The organism is Nonomuraea sp. SBT364 (genome assembly GCF_001083785.1).
Taxonomy (GTDB): Bacteria; Actinomycetota; Actinomycetes; order Streptosporangiales; family Streptosporangiaceae; genus Nonomuraea.
Genome location: NZ_LAVL01000053.1, coordinates 22,051 through 39,046, shown reverse-complemented (window position 1 = coordinate 39,046; position 16,996 = coordinate 22,051). Strand labels below are relative to the sequence as shown.

At 71.8% G+C, this 16,996-nt stretch carries 20 protein-coding genes; 10 read left to right on the top strand and 10 right to left on the bottom strand.

Annotation, left to right across the window (positions count from 1 at the left end; genetic code table 11):
- Positions 1–85: 85 nt before the first annotated feature.
- Positions 86–1,714 carry an ABC-F family ATP-binding cassette domain-containing protein gene (locus ADY59_RS23560; protein WP_049565586.1) on the bottom strand — a complete coding sequence of 543 codons (1,629 nt, stop codon included), beginning with the start codon at positions 1,712–1,714 and terminating at the stop codon, positions 86–88.
- A gap of 28 nt (positions 1,715–1,742) precedes the next feature.
- Between ADY59_RS23560 and ADY59_RS23555 the strand changes: the two genes are divergently transcribed.
- The 3 genes from ADY59_RS23555 to ADY59_RS23545 all read left to right on the top strand — a co-directional run bounded on the left by ADY59_RS23555 (position 1,743) and on the right by ADY59_RS23545 (position 4,268).
- On the top strand, positions 1,743–2,096 hold the full coding sequence (locus ADY59_RS23555; RefSeq protein WP_197093812.1) for a ribosomal maturation YjgA family protein: 354 nt from the start codon (positions 1,743–1,745) through the stop codon (positions 2,094–2,096).
- A 9-nt stretch (positions 2,097–2,105) separates the two neighbouring features.
- Complete coding sequence (locus ADY59_RS23550) at positions 2,106–2,642, top strand: type 1 glutamine amidotransferase domain-containing protein (RefSeq protein ID WP_049565584.1); 537 nt, start codon at positions 2,106–2,108, stop codon at positions 2,640–2,642.
- 96 nt (positions 2,643–2,738) lie between these two features.
- Positions 2,739–4,268 (top strand): amino acid permease, encoded by a 1,530-nt coding sequence (locus ADY59_RS23545; protein ID WP_049565583.1) that lies wholly within the window; start codon positions 2,739–2,741, stop codon positions 4,266–4,268.
- A 7-nt stretch (positions 4,269–4,275) separates the two neighbouring features.
- On the opposite strand, the gene lipB is transcribed toward ADY59_RS23545, so the two are convergent.
- The 4 genes from lipB to ADY59_RS23525 all read right to left on the bottom strand — a co-directional run bounded on the left by lipB (position 4,276) and on the right by ADY59_RS23525 (position 6,596).
- Positions 4,276–4,908, bottom strand: a complete 633-nt coding sequence (lipB, locus tag ADY59_RS23540; RefSeq protein WP_053175075.1) for a lipoyl(octanoyl) transferase LipB — start codon at positions 4,906–4,908, stop codon at positions 4,276–4,278.
- Between the two features lie 19 nt (positions 4,909–4,927).
- On the bottom strand, positions 4,928–5,110 hold the full coding sequence (locus tag ADY59_RS23535) for a PspC domain-containing protein (RefSeq protein ID WP_049565582.1): 183 nt from the start codon (positions 5,108–5,110) through the stop codon (positions 4,928–4,930).
- A 62-nt stretch (positions 5,111–5,172) separates the two neighbouring features.
- Entirely contained in the window at positions 5,173–5,679 is a 507-nt protein-coding gene (locus ADY59_RS47625; RefSeq protein ID WP_063780752.1) for an HAD domain-containing protein, read from the bottom strand.
- Positions 5,676–6,596, bottom strand: coding sequence for an AraC family transcriptional regulator (locus tag ADY59_RS23525; RefSeq protein ID WP_049565579.1), 921 nt, complete (start codon positions 6,594–6,596; stop codon positions 5,676–5,678). Before ADY59_RS23525 ends, ADY59_RS47625 begins: the two co-directional genes overlap by 4 nt.
- 74 nt (positions 6,597–6,670) lie before the next feature.
- Here ADY59_RS23525 and ADY59_RS23520 point away from each other — a divergent pair, with 74 nt between their 5' ends.
- Positions 6,671–7,477 (top strand): NmrA family NAD(P)-binding protein, encoded by an 807-nt coding sequence (locus ADY59_RS23520; protein ID WP_049565576.1) that lies wholly within the window; start codon positions 6,671–6,673, stop codon positions 7,475–7,477.
- On the opposite strand, the gene ADY59_RS23515 is transcribed toward ADY59_RS23520, so the two are convergent.
- Together ADY59_RS23515 and ADY59_RS23510 are read right to left on the bottom strand one after the other, a co-directional pair.
- Positions 7,462–8,205 carry a hypothetical protein gene (locus tag ADY59_RS23515; protein WP_049565573.1) on the bottom strand — a complete coding sequence of 248 codons (744 nt, stop codon included), beginning with the start codon at positions 8,203–8,205 and terminating at the stop codon, positions 7,462–7,464. The genes ADY59_RS23520 and ADY59_RS23515 overlap by 16 nt on opposite strands.
- Positions 8,202–8,690 carry a SigE family RNA polymerase sigma factor gene (locus ADY59_RS23510; RefSeq protein ID WP_049565571.1) on the bottom strand — a complete coding sequence of 163 codons (489 nt, stop codon included), beginning with the start codon at positions 8,688–8,690 and terminating at the stop codon, positions 8,202–8,204. Before ADY59_RS23510 ends, ADY59_RS23515 begins: the two co-directional genes overlap by 4 nt.
- A 208-nt stretch (positions 8,691–8,898) precedes the next feature.
- Between ADY59_RS23510 and ADY59_RS23505 the strand changes: the two genes are divergently transcribed.
- The gene (locus ADY59_RS23505; protein ID WP_082310343.1) at positions 8,899–9,729 is read left to right on the top strand and encodes an undecaprenyl-diphosphate phosphatase; all 831 of its coding nucleotides are present in this window, start codon (positions 8,899–8,901) and stop codon (positions 9,727–9,729) included.
- Positions 9,730–9,824: 95 nt separating this feature from the next.
- On the opposite strand, the gene ADY59_RS23500 is transcribed toward ADY59_RS23505, so the two are convergent.
- Positions 9,825–10,232 carry a hypothetical protein gene (locus ADY59_RS23500; protein WP_156325681.1) on the bottom strand — a complete coding sequence of 136 codons (408 nt, stop codon included), beginning with the start codon at positions 10,230–10,232 and terminating at the stop codon, positions 9,825–9,827.
- Between the two features lie 17 nt (positions 10,233–10,249).
- On the bottom strand, positions 10,250–11,377 hold the full coding sequence (locus tag ADY59_RS23495; protein ID WP_049565565.1) for an MFS transporter: 1,128 nt from the start codon (positions 11,375–11,377) through the stop codon (positions 10,250–10,252).
- 83 nt (positions 11,378–11,460) lie between these two features.
- Between ADY59_RS23495 and ADY59_RS23490 the strand changes: the two genes are divergently transcribed.
- Genes ADY59_RS23490 through ADY59_RS23480 form a run of 3 tightly spaced genes read left to right on the top strand, consistent with a single transcriptional unit; the run spans position 11,461 to position 14,784 of the window.
- Positions 11,461–11,784: an ArsR/SmtB family transcription factor gene (locus ADY59_RS23490; protein WP_049565563.1), complete on the top strand. Its 324-nt coding sequence runs from the start codon at positions 11,461–11,463 to the stop codon at positions 11,782–11,784.
- Positions 11,777–14,140, top strand: a complete 2,364-nt coding sequence (gene hrpB, locus ADY59_RS23485) for an ATP-dependent helicase HrpB (protein ID WP_049565560.1) — start codon at positions 11,777–11,779, stop codon at positions 14,138–14,140. The genes ADY59_RS23490 and hrpB overlap by 8 nt, the downstream gene beginning before the upstream one ends.
- On the top strand, positions 14,137–14,784 hold the full coding sequence (locus ADY59_RS23480; protein ID WP_049565555.1) for a hypothetical protein: 648 nt from the start codon (positions 14,137–14,139) through the stop codon (positions 14,782–14,784). Before hrpB ends, ADY59_RS23480 begins: the two co-directional genes overlap by 4 nt.
- On the opposite strand, the gene ADY59_RS23475 is transcribed toward ADY59_RS23480, so the two are convergent.
- The gene (locus ADY59_RS23475; protein WP_049565553.1) at positions 14,761–15,909 is read right to left on the bottom strand and encodes a threonine synthase; all 1,149 of its coding nucleotides are present in this window, start codon (positions 15,907–15,909) and stop codon (positions 14,761–14,763) included. The genes ADY59_RS23480 and ADY59_RS23475 overlap by 24 nt on opposite strands.
- Positions 15,910–15,965: 56 nt before the next feature.
- On the opposite strand from ADY59_RS23475, the gene ADY59_RS23470 reads away from it, so the two are divergent.
- A complete protein-coding gene (locus ADY59_RS23470; protein WP_049565551.1) occupies positions 15,966–16,817 on the top strand; it encodes an SPFH domain-containing protein in 852 nt (283 codons plus the stop codon).
- Positions 16,810–16,977, top strand: a complete 168-nt coding sequence (locus ADY59_RS51600; protein ID WP_197093811.1) for a hypothetical protein — start codon at positions 16,810–16,812, stop codon at positions 16,975–16,977. Before ADY59_RS23470 ends, ADY59_RS51600 begins: the two co-directional genes overlap by 8 nt.
- The last annotated feature ends 19 nt before the right edge of the window (positions 16,978–16,996 follow it).

Here is a 16,996-nt window from a genome sequence, read left to right as displayed (position 1 = left end):
AGAGCACGGCACACCATAGGAACGTCGCATGTCAACGAGTGGCGGAGAATTGTTTCATCTTCGTTTCCTTGCGCGGTGTAAATTTTCAGCGAGCCTCGGTGACCCTGCCCGAGTCCACCCGCAGACGACGGTCGACGTGGACCGCGTCGAGCATCCGGCGGTCGTGCGTGACCAGCAGCAGAGTGCCCGGATAGCCCGCCAGCGCCGACTCCAGCTGCTCGATCGCGGGCAGGTCGAGATGGTTGGTCGGCTCGTCGAGCACGAGCAGGTTAACACCTCTGGCCTGCAGCAACGCCAGCGCGGCCCGGGTGCGCTCACCGGGTGACAGCGTGGCCGCCGAACGCAGCACATGCCCCGCCCGCAGCCCGAACTTGGCCAGCATGGTCCGCACGTCGGCCGGCGTGAGCTCCGGCACGTGCGTGGCGAACGCGTCGATCAGCGCCTCCTCGCCCTCGAACAGCCCGCGCGCCTGGTCCACCTCGCCCACCACGACGCCGGGGCCGAGCGCGCCGTGCCCCTCGTCCAGCTCGGTGCGGCCGAGCAGGGCGCTCAGCAGCGTGGTCTTGCCCGCGCCGTTGGGCCCGGTGATGGCCACCCGCTCCGCCCAGCCGACCTCCAGGTCGACGGGGCCGAGCGTGAACGTGCCGCGCCGGACCACCGCGCCGCGCAGCGTCGCCACGACCGCGCCCGAGCGGGGCGCGGCGGCGATCTCCATCCGCAGTTCCCACTCCTTGCGCGGCTCCTCCACGACCTCCAGCCGCTCGATCATCTTGTCGGTCTGGCGGGCCTTGGCGGCCTGCTTCTCGGTGGCCTCGACGCGGGCGTTGCGGCCGATCTTGTCGTTGTCGGGCATCTTGCGCCGGGCGTTCTTGACGCCCTTCTCCATCCAGGCGCGCTGGGTGCGGGCCCGTGACTCCAGCTGGGCGCGGGTGTCGGCGTACTCCTCGTACTGCTCCCTGGCGTGCCGCCTGGCCACCTCGCGCTCCTCCAGGTACGCCTGGTAGCCGCCGCCGTAGAGGTGGATTCGCTGCTGGGCGAGGTCGAGCTCCAGGACCTTGGTGACGGTCCTGGCCAGGAACTCGCGGTCGTGGCTGACCAGCACGGTCCCGGCGCGCAGCCCGTTGACGAACCCCTCCAGCCGGTCGAGGCCGTCGAGGTCCAGGTCGTTGGTCGGCTCGTCGAGCAGGAACAGGTCGTAGCGGCTGAGCAGCAGCGAGGCCAGCCCGGCGCGGGCCGCCTGGCCGCCGGACAGCGAGGTCATCTCCTGGTCCAGGCCGACGGTCAGCCCGATCGTCTCGGTGCGTTCCTCCAGGTCGGCGCCGCCGAGCGACAGCCACCGCTCCAGCGCGACGCTGTAGGCGTCGTCGGCCCCCGGCGCCTGCTCGACCAGGCCCTGCGTGGCGGCGTCGAGCTCCCGCTGCGCCTGGGCAACACCGGTGCGCCGGGCCAGGAACTCCCTGACCGTCTCGCCCGGTCTGCGGTCGGGCTCCTGCGGCAGATGGCCGACGGTGGCCGTGGCCGGGCTGAGCCGGATCGTGCCCTGCTCGGGCTGATCGATCCCGGCCAGCATGCGCAGCAGCGTGGACTTGCCCGCGCCGTTGGCCCCCACGAGCCCGATCACGTCGCCGGGCGCCACCACCAGATCCAGCCCCGAGAACAGGACGCGCTCCCCGTGCCCGGCCGCCAGATCCCGCACCACCATGGTCGCACTCATGAGGGCCGATGCTACTAGTGTGTGCCCGGTGTCCCGTTTGCCCGTTGGCGTCGCCGCGCTGGTCACCGTGTGCCTGGGCCTCGGCGTGCGCGCCCTGTGGGACGGCCCGGTGCCGAAGTACGCCGGCGACGCGCTCTACACGGTGCTGATCCACCTGCTCGTGGTGCTGGTCCTGCCGCGCGTCCGCCCGTGGGTGGCCGCGCTGACGTCGGCCGGGCTGAGCTGGGCGATCGAGTTCGCCCAGCTCGCGGGCATCCCCGCGGTGCTGCGCCCGCTGCTGGGCAGCACCTTCAACCCGCCCGACCTGCTCTGGTACGCGATCGGCGCGGCCCTGGCGTGGGCCGGGCACGCCCGGGCGTATAGATCGCGGCCTGCGGGATAGGGGGCAGGCATGGACAAGACCATCGCGTTCCTGGTAGCACCCGAAGGCGTCGAGCAGGTGGAGCTCACCGAGCCGTGGAAGGCCGTCAAGCAGGCCGGCGGCACGCCGAAGCTGGTCTCCACCGGCGCGGGCCAGGTCCAGGGCTTCAACCACCTCGACAGGGCCGACACCTTCGCCGTGGACGCCACGGTGGACCAGGTGTCCGCCGCCGACTTCGACGGGCTCGTGCTGCCCGGCGGCGTCGCCAACCCCGACTTCCTGCGCACCGTGCCGCAGGCCGTGGCGTTCGCCAAGGGCTTCTTCGACGCCGGCAAGCCGGTGGCCGCCATCTGCCACGCGCCGTGGACGCTCATCGAGGCCGACGTGGTGCGCGGCCGTACGGTCACCTCCTGGCCGAGCCTGCGCACCGACCTGCGCAACGCGGGCGCGACCTGGGAAGACCGGGAGGTGGTCGTGTGCACCGGCGGCCCTAACAAGCTGGTCACCAGCCGTAAGCCGGACGATCTGAAGGCGTTCTGCCAGGCCACGGTCGACGCGTTCGGCTGACGAGATCGAAACTCTCCTGTAACTCCTTGCTCGCGCGAAGGAAATGGTCTAGACGTAGACCAAAGAGCGTCCTCCGCGCCCCCCAGGGAGACCTCAGTGACCACAGAAGAGGATTCCAGGCGACTCGCCGAGCTCGGCTACAAGCAGGAGCTGGCCCGGACCTGGAGCGGTTTCTCCAACTTCGCGATCTCCTTCTCCATCATCTCGATCCTCGCCGGCTGCTTCACGACCTTCGGACAGGCCTGGAACAACGGCGGCCCCATCGCCATCTCGTGGGGCTGGCCGCTGATCTCCCTGTTCATCCTGATCATCGGCTTCTGCATGGCCGAGCTGGTATCGGCGTACCCGACCGCGGGCGGCATCTACTGGTGGGCCGCCAAGCTCGGCAAGCCGATCCACGGCTGGTTCACCGGCTGGCTCAACCTCATCGGCCTCATCGCCGTCACCGCCTCCGTCGACTACGGCTGCGCGACGTTCCTCAACATCACCCTGACCCGGCTGACCGGCGGGGCCTGGGAAGGCACGCTGCCGCAGGCGTTCCTGCTGTTCGTGATCGTCCTGGCGCTGCACGCGCTGATCAACATCTACAGCCACCGGCTGATCTCGCTGCTGCAGAACATCTCCGTCTGGTGGCACGTGGCCGGCGCCGCGATCGTGGTCGCCATCCTCGTCCTCGCCCCCGCCCAGCACCAGTCCGTCGGCTTCGTCTTCACCGAGACGATCAACAACTCCGGGTTCGGCGACGGTGACGGCGGCCTGCCGTTCTGGCTGTACGTGCTGCCGCTCGGCTTCCTGCTGACCCAGTACACGATCACCGGCTTCGACGCGTGCGCGCACGTGTCGGAGGAGACCCAGGGCGCCTCCAAGGCCGCCGCCCGAGGACTCTGGCAGTCGATCTTCTACTCGGCGATCGGCGGCTGGATCCTGCTGCTGGCGTTCCTGTTCGCGGCCACCAACGTGGACGAGATCAACGCGCAGGGCGGCTTCGTCGGCGCGATCTTCACCACCGCGCTCTCCTCACCGCTGGCCACCGCGGTCTTCGCGATCTCCACGATCGGCCAGTTCTTCTGCGGCATGAGCTGCGTGACGTCGATGTCGCGGATGACCTACGCCTTCTCGCGCGACGGCGCAGTGCCCGGCTGGCGGCTGTGGTCCAAGGTCGACCGCAACCGCACCCCGGTCAACGCCATCCTGGCCGGCTGCGCGGTGGCCGCGCTCATCACCCTGCCCGCCCTCTACGCCCCGGCCGGGCTCACCACCCCGGTCGCCTTCTACGCCGTCGTGTCGATCGCGGTCATCGGCCTCTACCTGGCGTTCCTCATCCCGATCTGGCTCCGGCTGCGGATGGGCGACCGCTTCGAACCCGGCCCGTGGACGCTAGGCCGGCGCTACAAGGTGCTGTGCTGGATCGCCTGCGTCGAGATCGCCATCGTCTGCGTCTACTTCGTCATGCCCTTCTCACCCGCCGGCGTCCCGGGCAGCCCCGACTTCACCTGGACCTCGGTCAACTACGCGCCGATCGCCGTCGGCGTCGTGCTGGTCGGCATCGCCCTGTGGTGGGCCCTGTCGGCCAAGCACTGGTTCACCGGGCCCCGCCGCACCGTCGACGAGGTCCCGGCCGAGTGACGTACGGTCAGGCCGCCTCGAAGGAGGCGGCCACGGCCGCGCGGACCTTGTCCATGGTGGTGTCGCCGAGCTCTCGCTTGAGCGAGGTCATGTCGACCTCCGGCATGCCGCAGGCGACCGCCCAGTCCCAGGGGGTCAGGTCGCCGTCGACGTTGAGGGCGAAGCCGTGGCTGGTGACGCCACGGCTCTGCCGCATGCCGATCGACACGATCTTGCGGCCGGTCTCCGACGTCCACACGCCGGTGAGCAACTCGGAGCCCGGCGGGGTGTCGCGGCGCTCGGCGGGCAGGCCGAGCGCGCCCAGCGCGTCGACGAGCCGCAGCTCCACCTCGCGCACGTAGTCGACGATGCCCTCGTCCTCGCCGAGCTTGACGACGAGGTAGCCGACGAGCTGCCCGGGCCCGTGGTAGGTGAGCTGCCCGCCGCGCCCGGTCTCGACGACCGGGATGCCGCGCGACGGGTCGGGCAGGTGGGCCACGGGGGTCCGGCGTCCGATGGTGTAGACGGACGGGTGACTGAGCAGCCAGAGCGTGTCCGGCCGCTCGTCCCGTTGGCGCTCGCCGACCAGGTCGGCCATGCGCTCCATCGCCTTGTCGTAATCGACGAGCTCGTCCTGGATGAGTGTCAGCGGCCTTGCCATGCTTCGAGCATAGGCGGGGCTAGTACTTCTTCGGCTCCTCGGGCACGAGGATCCACATGATCGCGTAGACGACCCACATCGGTCCGGGGAAGAGCGAGAGGATCAGCCAGATGATGCGGACGAGCGTGGGCGGCAGGCCCATCTTGTCGGCGAGACCGCCGCAGACGCCGGCCAGGATCCTGTGCTCTCGTGAGCGGTACATCGTGTCCTCCGTGTGGTTACGTTCTGCCTGGTCCAACGGACGGCCCGGCGCCACGTATCCCGTCAGGACCCCTGAGAAAACCCTGTAAGGGTCAGCCACTCACGGGCCAGCGCCAGATGTTCGCTGGTCAGGCCGCGTCCGGGAGGCACGTGGACGAGCAGGAAGTCGTCCAGACCCTGATGCGCCCTGAGATACTCCTCGTCCTCCTTGTAGACCTGGTCGTCGAACCAGACGAAGGGCCGTCTGCCCACGTATTCGGCCACGTAACGGGTCTTGAACATCTCGCCGTGCTCACTGCCCCGGTCGGGCCCCAGCGGGACCACCGGCAGCAGCGGCAGCCCGAGCCGGGGCGCGATCCAGTCGTTGGCGTGCCGCTCCCAGGTCGTCGCCCAGGCCAGCTCGGAGCCGGTGCGCAGGGCCAGCTCCATGAGCCGGGGCCCGTGGCGGGGGTTGAGATGCACCGTGTAGACGGTGCCGTCGATCGTGCACCGGTAGCGCCGGAAGTCGGGCGTGGCTGGCCCCGTGGGGTTGAGCACGCCGTCGACGTCCAGGAGCACCAGTGGTTTCACGTGGCGGCCCCGACCCGGTGTTCCTGGGGGCTGATGCCGCGCACCCGTTTGAAGGCGGCGCTGAGCGCGAACGGGCTGCCGTAGCCGACCTTGCGCGCCACCGAGCCGATCGTCGCGTCGGGCTCGCGCAGCAGGTCGGCGGCCAGGGCGAGCCGCCAGTCGGTGAGGAAGGCCATCGGCGGCTCCCCCACCAGCTCGGTGAACCGCCTGGCCAGCGAGGCACGCGAGACCCCCACCTCGGCGGCCAGCGAGGCGACGGTCCACGGATGGGCGGGGTTGTTGTGCAGCATGCGCATGGCCCGGCCCACGATAGGGTCACCGCTCGCCCGATACCAGGCCGGGGCCTCATGAGTGCTGAACCAGGACCGCAGCGTCGAGATGAGCAGCAGGTCGAGCAGCCGGTCGAGCACCGCCTCCTGGCCGGGCTCGTCCCTGACCACCTCGGCGCCGAGCAGCGGGATGAGCGGCTCGCCCGGCTGCACCAGCAGCGGCGGCAGCGCGTCCAGCAGCCGCTTGCTGATCTCCCCCTCCATCAGGTAGGTGCCGGTGATCATCATGGTGGCGCCGTCGAGATTGTTCCCCCAGGTGCGCACGCCCAGGTCCATGGCCTGGTAGAGGGATTCGCCGTCGAGGGTGGTGCACTCCTGGCCGGGGTGGATGACGATCTGCGGCGGGGTGCCGGGATCGTCGGCGACCGTGTACGGTTCGGGCCCGCGGACGATCGCCACGTCGCCGGGATCCATCCGCACGCGCTCACCCCGTGACGGCACGATCCAGGCGGTGCCGCGCACCAGCGCGACCAGGGTGAGCGGGGCCTCGTCCTGGATGCGGACCGACCAGGGCGGGTCGAGGATCGAGCGGAGCAGGAACGCGCCGCGGGCGCGCGGGCCGTCGAGCAGCGCTGCCAAATGGTCCATGAATTAGACGATCGCATATGGCAATGCGCTTCTCAACCATGGATAGTCTCACGCCTGCCCGGCTTAATAGAGGCATGACAATTTTGGTGACGGGCGGCACCGGCAAGACCGGCCGCCGGGTCGCAGACAAGCTGACCGCTCTCGGCCACACCGTCCGGGTCGGCTCCCGCTCGGGCACGCCGCCGTTCGCCTGGACCGACCGCGACACCTGGGCGCCCGCCCTGTCGGGGGTACGGGCCGCGTACATCGCCTATCAGCCGGACCTGATCGTCCCGGGCTCGCTCGACGACATCCGCGCCTTCACCGAGCTGGCCGTGCGGTCCGGCGTGCGGCGGCTGGTGCTGCTGTCCGGCCGCAACGAGCCCGAGGCGCAGGCGTGCGAGCGGGTCGTGCGGGAGTCCGGCCTGGAGTGGACCGTCGTCACGTGCGGCTGGTTCATGCAGAACTTCACCGAGGGCTACCTGCTGGAGCCGGTGCTGGAGGGCGCCATCGCGCTGCCGGCGCGGGACGTGGCCGAGCCGTTCGTGGACGCGGACGACATCGCCGACGTGGCGGTGGCCGCGCTCACCGAGGACGGCCACCTGGGCAGGACCTACGAACTGACGGGGCCGAGGCTGCTCACGTTCGCCGACGCGGCGGCCGAGCTGTCCAAGGCGACGGGAAGGGAGATCGTCTACATTCCTCTCACGATGGAGCAGTACGCGGCGGGCGCCGCCGAGCACGGGGTGCCGGACGAGGTCGTCGGGATGCTGAACACGCTGTTCACCGAGGTGCTCGACGGGCGCAACGCCTACCTGGCCGACGGCGTGCGCGAGGCGCTGGGCAGGCCGGCGCGGGATTTCACCGACTTCGCCGAGTCCTGGGCTCACTCCTCGTCGTAGACGCCGACCATCCACGCCCCCGGCTGGGTCCCCAGGTCACCGGCGAGCTGCAGGGCGACGTCATAGCGGACGAGCTCGCCGGCGGCGTACCGGCCGTCGCACATGCCCTTGTCCTTCTCCGGCAGGGCGCAGCCGGCCAGCGTGGCCTCCGTGACCAAAGGCGTGTCGGGGAACACCCAGACGCGGATGGACTGCTCCTTCTTCGTCCAGTCGCGCGGCAGCTCGCTCTTGCGGAAGGTGTGCCGGGCCTGCCCGTCGGCGCACCTGCTCACCTGGCCGGCGCCGTCCACCGACGAGACCACCCAGCTCGCCCGGCCCTCGCAGGTGAAGGCCACGGTGGTGGCGAAACTGGCGGGCCTGACCTTCAGGTCGTTGCCGACGGCCGACCGGTCGGACGCCATGCCGCCGATCCTGGTCAGCGGGCCGAGCCGGGCGGGCGGGTCGTCCCGCCCCACCTCCAGGTTCCCGGCGGGCGCCTCGGGCCCGTCGCCGCGGGCGGTGGCGGACGGCTGCGCGGCCGGCGCCGGGGCGCGGGTCTCCAGCGGTCCCGGCAGCAGCCACAGGGCGGTGGCCGCGGCGGCCCCGGTCAGCGCCACGCCCACCCCCCAGCGCAGCATCAGCATCCGCCTGCCCCGCCGTACGATCCTGGTCACGTCGCTCGCCTTCCCCGGCATGTACGCCGTCCGCTCGGCCAGCAGGCCTCGCAGGTCGTCCTCGGTGTAGGTCATGGTTCCGTCCTCGCGAGCCGTATCTCCGGATGGACGCGCAGCCGGGTCAGGGCGCGGCCGAGCTGGGTCTTGACGGTGCCGAGCGAGCAGCCGAGCAGGCCGGCGCACTGCGGCAGCGTCAGTCCCTCGAAGTAGTGCAGGACGATCACCGCCCGCTGCCGGTCCGACAGTCCCCGGACGGCCGCCCACAGCGCGTCCTTCTCCGTCACGTCGCGGGTGAAGTCGCCCGGCGCCGCCGCCTCCGGCACCCGCTCCACCGGCACCTCGCCCCGTGACCGCCTGCGCCACCAGGAGGCGTGCGTGTTGGTGAGGATGCGGTACACGTACGGATCCGGATCGCCCTCGATGCGCCGCCAGGCCACCCAGGCCCGGGCGAGTGCCGTCTGCACCAGGTCCTCGGCCGTGGCCCAGTCGCCGACGAGCAGGTAGGCCGTGCGGCGCAACCGCACGGACCGCTGCGTCACGTACTCGGCGAAGGAGTCCATCACAGATCATTACTCGGCGACGGCCCCGATCGGCCGACACCCTTCGTCATGAATTTTCGTGCGACACCCTTCGTCATGAATTTTCGTGATCTGAGGGGTGAACATGGGCTGTCCTCGTCGTCCGGACGTTCCGCGGGGCCCTCCGGCGGTCCCCGTTTCCGCTAGCCTCACCTCGTTCACTCCGGTGTTTCCTGGGGAAGGTGCGCACGTGATCGGCTGGATGGAAGCGGTGGTGCTGGGTCTGCTGCAGGGGCTCACGGAGTTCCTGCCGATCTCCTCCAGCGCGCACATCCGCGTCGTCTCCGCGTTCCTCGGCTGGAACGACCCCGGAGCGGCCTTCACCGCCGTGATCCAGCTCGGCACCGAGGCCGCCGTGCTGATCTACTTCAGGAAAGAGCTCTGGGAGATCATCTCCACCTGGACGCGCTCCCTGTTCAAACCCGAGCTGCGCAGCCACTACGCCGCCCGCATGGGCTGGTACGTCATCGTCGGCACCATCCCGATCGCCGTGCTCGGCCTGGTGCTCAAGGACCAGATCGAAGGCGCCTTCCGCGACCTGCGCCTGGTCGGCACCACGCTCATCGTCTTCGGGATCATCCTGTGGTTCGCCGACCGCACCGCGCGCAACAAGCTCACGCTGGAGAAGCACCTCAACGTGACGCACGCGGTCGTCTACGGCTTCGCCCAGTCGCTGGCCCTCATCCCCGGCGTCTCCCGCTCCGGCGGCACCATCACGGCCGGTCTGCTGCTCGACTACCGGCGCGAGGCCGCGGCCAAATACTCCTTCCTGCTGGCCATCCCGGCCGTCCTGGCGTCGGGCTTCCTGGAGCTGGCCGAGATCGGCAACGGCCAGGCGCCCGCCTGGGGGCCGACGATCCTGGCCACGGTGATCTCGTTCATCGTCGGCTACGCGGCGGTGTCCTGGTTCCTGCGCTACATCAGCACCCATCGCTTCACCGGCTTCGTGATCTACCGCATCGTGCTCGGCGTCTTCGTCATCCTCGCGGTCACCCTGGGCCTGATCCCGGCCCAGGGATAGCGCCCCGGGACCAACGGCCTTTCAGGTCCCCTCCGTGGACCAGCCCGGCACCCTCCGCTCACTCAGCACGCTGTCGTCGTCGCCAGGTGAGGGTCTCAAGGCCGGGCCCGCTGGGCGGTGAAGTCGGTGCGCGGGTAGCGGCTGGCCAGGCAGAAGACGACGGCGAACAGGACCCAGGCCGTGACGAAGGCCAGCGGGTGGGCCCAGGTGTCGCCGATGAGGTCGGCCAGCATGGCGCGCCCCTCGAAGTAGGTCACCAGCCCGGCGATCGCCCCCGGGACGGCCCCCCACCAGCGCTTCCACCACACCTCGTGCACCAGGACCTCGTACCCGACCAGCATGATCGGCCCGAGGAGCAGCGGCCGCAGGCTGGTCGAGCCGGAGAAGAAGGTGACGAGGACGATGATCGCCAGGGCGCTGCCGCCGGTGAGGAGCACCATCAGCCCGAGTGGCGCGGGCTCGTCGCGGGGGTCGGTGGGTTGGTAGTCGGAGGTATCAGACACTGGGACATTCTGGCCCATCACCGCACGGGTTGCGGGGCGCTTTCCGCGGCGGGGACGGGCCTGTAGGTCGCCAGCGTGAACAGCACCGAGACCAGCCCGAGCCCGGTGGCCAGCACGATCACGCCGGCCCTGCCGTACCCGTCGAGCGCGAGGCCGCCGGCGATGCCCGCCACGACGAGGCCCGCGTACTGGGCGGAGGAGAGCAGCCCGAGCCCGACCGGCACGTTGTCCGGCAGGACGGCCACGATCCGATACTGCTGGGCGGGGGCGATCAGCCAGCCGAGCGCGCCCCAGAGCAGCGCCCACAGCAGCGCGACCGGCAGCGCCAGGTTCGCGACGGGGATGAGCGCCAGGAACACGGTGGACGCGGCCAGCCCGATCAGCACCATGCGGCGCGGCCCGTACGCGTCGGTGAGGCGGCCGCCGAGCTGGTTGCCGACGATGGCGCCCACGCCCCACGCCCACAGCACGGCGGGCAGCGGCAGGTCCATCAGCGACCCGATGTAGGTGTAGGCGGTGAACCCGGCGCCGAACATCAGCAACTGCGTCGCCAGCACGGCCAGCACCCGCCGGTCGGCCAGCGGCGCGAACCGCTCGCCCAGCCGCCCGGAGACGGCCATCCGCACGTCGGGCACCAGGGCCGCCACCCCGGCGAACCCCAGCACGCCCAGCCCGGTCACCAGCCAGATCGTGGTGCGCCACCCGGACGCCGTGCCCAGCCAGGTGCCGAGCGGCACCCCGATCGCGGACGACACGCTCAGCCCGCCCATCACCAGGGCCAGCGCCCGCCCGCGATGCTCGGGCCTGGCCAGCGCGTTGGCCACGCCGGACGCGGTCGGCGTGAACATGGCGGCCCCCGCCGCCGCGAGCACCCGGGTGGCCATGAGCAGCGGGTAGTTCGGCGCGAGCGCCGTCAGCGCGTTGCCGAGCACGAACACACCCATCGCCACCAGCAGGAGCGTCCTGCGCGGCAGCCGCGCGGTCACGGCGGCGAGGATGGGCGACAGGATCGCGTACGCCAGCGCGAACACCGTCATCAACTGCCCGGCCGCCGCCGTGGAGACGTCCAGGTCGCTGGAGATGGGCGGCAACAGCCCGGCGGTGACGAACATGCCGGTGCCGACGGCGAAGTTGCCGGCAGCCAAGGGATAAAGAGGACGATTCACTCCCCACACGCTGACGCATTGTTGGATGGTTGTCAAACAATAAAATTGGGTATCGTGTCGGTATGCGCCTGCTCCCGCACCCGGCCACCGAGGACATCCAGCTCACCGAGGTCCTTCGCGCGTTGTCCGACCCGATCCGGCTGGAGATCGTCGCCCGGCTGGCCGCGTACGGCGAGATGACGTGCACCGTCGCGGGCGACTCGCTCGGCGTGCACAAGTCCACCGCCTCGCACCACTACCGCACGTTGCGCGAGGCGGGCGTCGTCGTCACCAAGCAGGAGGGCCGGCTCAAGTACATGAGCCTGCGCCGCGACGACCTGGAGACGCGCTTCCCCGGCCTACTCGACTCGGTGCTCCTCGCGACGCCCGTGGGCGGGCATGTCTGACCTGCCCATCCATCACGTCCTGCCCGACCTGCTCGGCGCGCTCGACAGCGCCGGCAGCGCCGTGCTCACCGCCCCGCCGGGCACCGGCAAGACCACCGTCGTCCCGCTCGCGCTCGCCCGGGCCGGGCTGCGCGTCCTCGTCGCCGAGCCCAGACGCCTCGCCGTACGCGCCGCCGCCCGGCGCATGGGCGTCAGCTACGCCATCCGAGGCGAGCGCCACACCGGCGCGAACCCCATGGTCGAGGTCGTCACCACCGGCGTCCTGCTCCAGCGCCTCCAGCGCGACCAGGAGCTGCCCGGCGTCGACGCGGTCATGCTGGACGAATGCCACGAGCGGCACCTCGACGCCGACACGGCGCTGGCGTTCCTGCTGGACGTGCGCGACACCCTCCGGCCCGAGCTGCGCCTCATCGCCACCTCGGCCACCGCCGACGCCGGCCAGTGGTCCCGCCTGCTCGGCGACGCGCCCGTGGTGCGGGCGACCGGCGCCGCCCACCCCGTCGAGACGGTGTGGGCGCCGCCGCCCCGCCCGGTCTCCCCGCCGCACGGGCTGCGCGTCGACCCCGCCCTGCTGTCCCACGTCGCCCAGGTGGTACGGCGCGCGCTCGGCGAACGGGAGGGCGACGTGCTGTGCTTCCTGCCGGGCGTCGGGGAGATCGCCAGGGTGGCCGCGATGCTCGACGGCGTCGAGGTGCTCCAGGTGCACGGCCAGGCCCCGGCACGCGTCCAGGACGCCGTCCTGTCGCCGGGATCGGGGCGCCGGGTGGTGCTGGCCACCTCGGTGGCCGAATCGAGCCTGACGGTGCCCGGGGTCCGCGTCGTGGTGGACTCCGGCCTGGCCCGGGAGCCGCGCACCGACCACGCCCGCGGCCTCGGGTCCCTGACCACGGTCCGGGTGTCCAGGTCGTCGGCCGGTCAGCGGGCCGGGCGGGCCGGCCGGGAGGCTCCCGGGGCCGTCTACCGGTGCTGGTCCGCCGCCGAGCACGAACGGCTGGCCGAGCATCCGCGGCCCGAGATCGCGCTCGCCGACCTCACCGCCTTCGCCCTCCAGGCCGCCTGCTGGGGCACCACCGACCTCGCCCTCCTCGACCCGCCGCCCCCGGCGGCCCTGTCGGCGGCCCTCCGGACGCTCCAGACGCTGGGCGCCGTCGAGCCCGGCCTCCGCGTGACCGCTCGCGGACGGCGGATGGCCCTGGCCGGGGTCGAGCCCCGGCTGGCCAGGGCCCTCCTCGACCTGGGCCCCCGGGCCGCCGAGGTGGTCGCGCTGCTGTCCGAGCAGCTCCCCCGCGACGCCGGTGACGACCTCGTCGAGGTCTGGCGCGCCGCCCGCCGAGGCTCCGACGCCTTCAGCTCCCGCTGGCGCAGGGAGACCCGCCGCCTGACCCGCGGCTCCACCCCCGGCGCGGCGGTGGAGCCGCGGAGCGAGGACGAGGTGGCCGGGGTGGCGGTGGCGCTGGCGTTTCCCGAGAGGGTGGCGCGGCGGCGGGGCGGCGCTTATCTGATGGCGTCCGGGACCGAGGCCCAGCTCCGCGAGGGGTCGAAGCTGGCGACCGCGCAGTGGCTGGCCATCGCGGTGGCCGACCGGCCCACCGGGGCGGCCGCCGCGCGGATCCGCCAGGCCGTGGCCATCGACGAGGAGATCGCCCGCGGCGCGCACCCGGTGACGACCGAGGAGGAGGTCGTCTGGAAGGTGCCGCCGGGCAGCCGGCGCGGCGACGTGTCGGCCCGGGTGGTCGAACGGCTGGGCGCCATCGAGCTGTCCAGCGCCCCGCTGCCCGACGCCGACGTGCGCGAGGCCCTCCTGCACGGCCTGCGTACCGAAGAGGTGCTGACCTGGACGAAGGCGGCACGGGCGCTGCGCGACCGGCTGGCGTTCTGCCATCGGGCCGTCGGCGCGCCGTGGCCGCCGATGGACCGGCTGATCGACCTGGCCGACCGCTGGCTGGAGCCGGAGTTGTCCAGGGCGCGGCGGCGGGCCGACCTGGAGCGGATCGACGTGGCGTCGGCACTGCGCCGGCTGGTTCCGTGGAGCGAACGCCTGGACGTGACGGCGCCCGAACGGGTCGAGGTGCCGAGCGGGTCTCAGGTGCGCCTCGACTACTCGGGCGAGCAGCCGGTGCTGGCGGTCAAGCTGCAGGAGCTGTTCGGTTGGCAGGAGACGCCGCGGATCGCGGGAGTCCCGCTGCTGGTGCACCTGCTGTCACCGGCGGGCCGGCCGCTGGCGGTGACAGCGGATCTGGCGTCGTTCTGGCGCGACGGCTACCGTTCGGTGCGCGCCGAGATGCGCGGCCGCTACCCCAAGCATCCGTGGCCGGAAGACCCGCTCACGGCAACCCCGACGAAACGGACCCGATGAACAGCGGAGCCGCGGCCCTGAACAACGCCGAGTGGTGCGACGCCCTGTGCCGCGCCCACGGCCTGCCCGGCGTCTTCACGGAGACCGCCTGGACGAACCCGTCCCGGACGCCGATCTTCTACCCGGACGCCGTCACCCTCTCCCCCTCGGCGACGGCCGGCGACATCCTGCCCGCCGTCGACGCCGGGCCCGGCGCGTCGGTCAAGGACAGCTTCGCCACCCTGGACCTGGGGCCCGCGGGGTTCGAGGTGCTGTTCGAAGCCACCTGGATCCACCTCGCGGCCCCTGCCGCAGGTGACGCCGCCGGCTGGGCGGTCGTGCGCGCCGAGGAGGAGCTGGCGGCCTGGGCGGACGCCTGCTTCGACGGCGAGCGGCCGGGGTTGTTCCCGCCGTCCCTGCTCGCCGACGAGACCGTGGCGGTCCTCCGGGGTGAGGAGGGCGGCGCGGTGCTCAACGTGACGAGGCGCGCGCCCGTCGTCGGCGTCTCCAACGTGTTCGGCGACGCCGCCTGGCCCGGCGTGATCGCGATGGCGGCGGCGCTGTTCCCGGGCCGTCCGCTGGTCGGGTACGAGACCGACCCGGGGCCGGCGATCACGCACGGTTTCGTCCCGGCCGGGCCGCTACGCGTCTGGCTGAAGCGCTGACCCGACGCCCAGATCCTTGAACCCGCTCGACGTGCCGACGCACACCACCGGCCCGTCGAACTCCTGCCCCAGCCCGCGGTATCCGGCCAGCCCGGCAGCCCCCGAGAGCTCCTGCCACAGCCCCTGGCGGCCCAGGTCCCGCTGCGCGGCGCGGAGCTCGTCGTCGGTCACCACCAGCGCGCCGCCGCCGCTGTCGCGGACGGCCCGGACGCCCCGGTGCCCGCTGACCGAGCAGTTGATCGCGTACGCGTCCGTGGCGGCCAGCTCGACGATCGCGGCCGGTGCGCCGGTGGCGACGGCACGGGCGTTGGGCCCGCCGGCGGCCGGCTCGCAGGAGAACATGCGCGGCGCGGCCGGGGCCACCCCGAGCCGCACCAGCTCCGCGAACCCCTTCCACACTCCGTACAGCAGTTCCCCGTAGCCGGTCGGCGTGAACACGGCGGCCGGCACCCGGCCGAGCTGAACGAACAGCTCGTAGGCGATCGTCTTGTAGCCCTCGGCGCCGTAGGGGTGCCCGGTGTGCGTGACGGTCTGGTTGCTGACCGGGTGGTAGCCGAGCCGGTCGACGATGTCGCGCAGCATCGGCCAGCGCTCCTCGATGGCCACGGTGCGCACGGTGGCCCCGTACGCGCGGACGAACGACTGCACGGCGGGCGGCGACTCGGCGGAGGCGATCACGATGGCGGGCAGCCCGGCGCGGGCGGCGTAGGCGGCGGCCGCGGCGCCGTGGTTGCCGGAGGAGGCGACGACCACGCCGGGCGCGTTCTCGGCGAGGGCGGCGCTGACGGCGACGCGGTTCAGGCGGTCCTTGTGCGACCAGGTCGGGTTGCGGGATTCGTCCTTCAGGTAGACGCCGCAGACCTCCAGCAGCGGCGTGCCGCCCTCGCCGAGCGTGGGCGCGAGCAGGGGCGGCAGCAGCGGCTGCCACCGGGCGATGTCGGGCAGGGCCGGCTGGTCGAACAGCCCTTCGGGCACCCGGGCGTAGTCGTAGTCCACCTCGACCGGGTAGGCCAGCTCGGCGGTGCTGGTCTCGGGGCAGCCCCGGGTGAGCGGTGGGCGGAGCGGATAGCTGATCGACGGGTCGCCGAGGGAGCGCTGACTCGTGGCCAGGGATTGCGCGTTCACGGCACGAGACTAAATGAGCTATCGTGGTGATATCACTTCGATAGCAAGGGGACGCGATGGAACGACGTGCTTTCCGCATCAACGGTTTCGTGGTGCTGCTCGCCCTGCTGCTGATCGGCGGCATCGTGGCGGTCGTCCGGCTGCCGGACGGCCCGGAGGCGGTCCTGGTGCCCGGCATCGCCTGGGCCGTGCTGGCCGTGCTCGTCTCCACCGGTTTCACGGTGGTCAACCCGAACGAGTCCAGGGTCGTGCAGTTCCTCGGGCGCTATGTCGGGTCGGTGTCGGAGGCGGGGTTCCAGTGGGTGCTGCCGTTCACCACCAAGCGCATGGTCACACTGCGGGTGCGTAACTTCGAGACGACCAAGCTCAAGGTCAACGACGCCGACGGCAACCCGGTGGAGATCGCCGCCGTCGTCGTCTACCGGGCCGTCGACACGGCCAAGGCGGTGTTCGCCGTCGACGACTACGAGGAGTACGTGGCCATCCAGTCCGAGGCCGCCGTGCGCCACCTGGCCACCAGCCACCCGTACGACTCGCACGAGCCCGAGCGCACCAGCCTGCGCGACGGCGCGGAGGTCGCCACCGAGCTCACCGCCGAGCTGCGCGACCGCACCGAGCTGGCCGGCATCGAGGTGCTGGAGGCCCGCATCACCCACCTCGCCTACGCCCCCGAGATCGCCCAGGCGATGCTGGTCCGCCAGCAGGCCGGTCAGGTGGTCGCGGCGCGCACCCGGATCGTCGAGGGCGCGGTCGGCATGGTCCAGCTCGCGCTCGACCGGCTCGCCTCCGAGGGGGTCGTCGACCTCGACGAGGAGCGCAAGGCGCAGATGGTGTCCAACCTCCTGGTCGTGCTGTGCGGCGACCGGGCGACACAGCCGGTGGTGAACGCCGGCAGCTTGTATGCCTGAGCGCAAGAAGCTCCTGCTGCGCCTGGACCCGGCCGTGTACGACGCGATCGCCAAGTGGGCGGCCGACGATCTCCGCAGCGTCAACGCGCAGATCGAGTACGCGTTGCGGCTCGCTCTCAAACAGGCGAGCAGGGAGCCGAAGTCTCGCAACGAAGAGTAGAAACCGCCACACTCTAGAA

Coding starts and splice junctions, on each gene's coding strand:
- ADY59_RS23560 (WP_049565586.1), bottom strand. CDS start 1,714: ATGAGTGCGACCATGGTGGTGCGGGATCTGGCGGCCGGGCACGGGGAG.
- ADY59_RS23550 (WP_049565584.1), top strand. CDS start 2,106: ATGGACAAGACCATCGCGTTCCTGGTAGCACCCGAAGGCGTCGAGCAG.
- lipB (WP_053175075.1), bottom strand. CDS start 4,908: ATGGCAAGGCCGCTGACACTCATCCAGGACGAGCTCGTCGATTACGAC.
- ADY59_RS23535 (WP_049565582.1), bottom strand. CDS start 5,110: ATGTACCGCTCACGAGAGCACAGGATCCTGGCCGGCGTCTGCGGCGGT.
- ADY59_RS23525 (WP_049565579.1), bottom strand. CDS start 6,596: ATGGACCATTTGGCAGCGCTGCTCGACGGCCCGCGCGCCCGCGGCGCG.
- ADY59_RS23520 (WP_049565576.1), top strand. CDS start 6,671: ATGACAATTTTGGTGACGGGCGGCACCGGCAAGACCGGCCGCCGGGTC.
- ADY59_RS23515 (WP_049565573.1), bottom strand. CDS start 8,205: ATGACCTACACCGAGGACGACCTGCGAGGCCTGCTGGCCGAGCGGACG.
- ADY59_RS23510 (WP_049565571.1), bottom strand. CDS start 8,690: ATGGACTCCTTCGCCGAGTACGTGACGCAGCGGTCCGTGCGGTTGCGC.
- ADY59_RS23490 (WP_049565563.1), top strand. CDS start 11,461: ATGCGCCTGCTCCCGCACCCGGCCACCGAGGACATCCAGCTCACCGAG.
- hrpB (WP_049565560.1), top strand. CDS start 11,777: ATGTCTGACCTGCCCATCCATCACGTCCTGCCCGACCTGCTCGGCGCG.
- ADY59_RS23480 (WP_049565555.1), top strand. CDS start 14,137: ATGAACAGCGGAGCCGCGGCCCTGAACAACGCCGAGTGGTGCGACGCC.
- ADY59_RS23470 (WP_049565551.1), top strand. CDS start 15,966: ATGGAACGACGTGCTTTCCGCATCAACGGTTTCGTGGTGCTGCTCGCC.
- ADY59_RS51600 (WP_197093811.1), top strand. CDS start 16,810: ATGCCTGAGCGCAAGAAGCTCCTGCTGCGCCTGGACCCGGCCGTGTAC.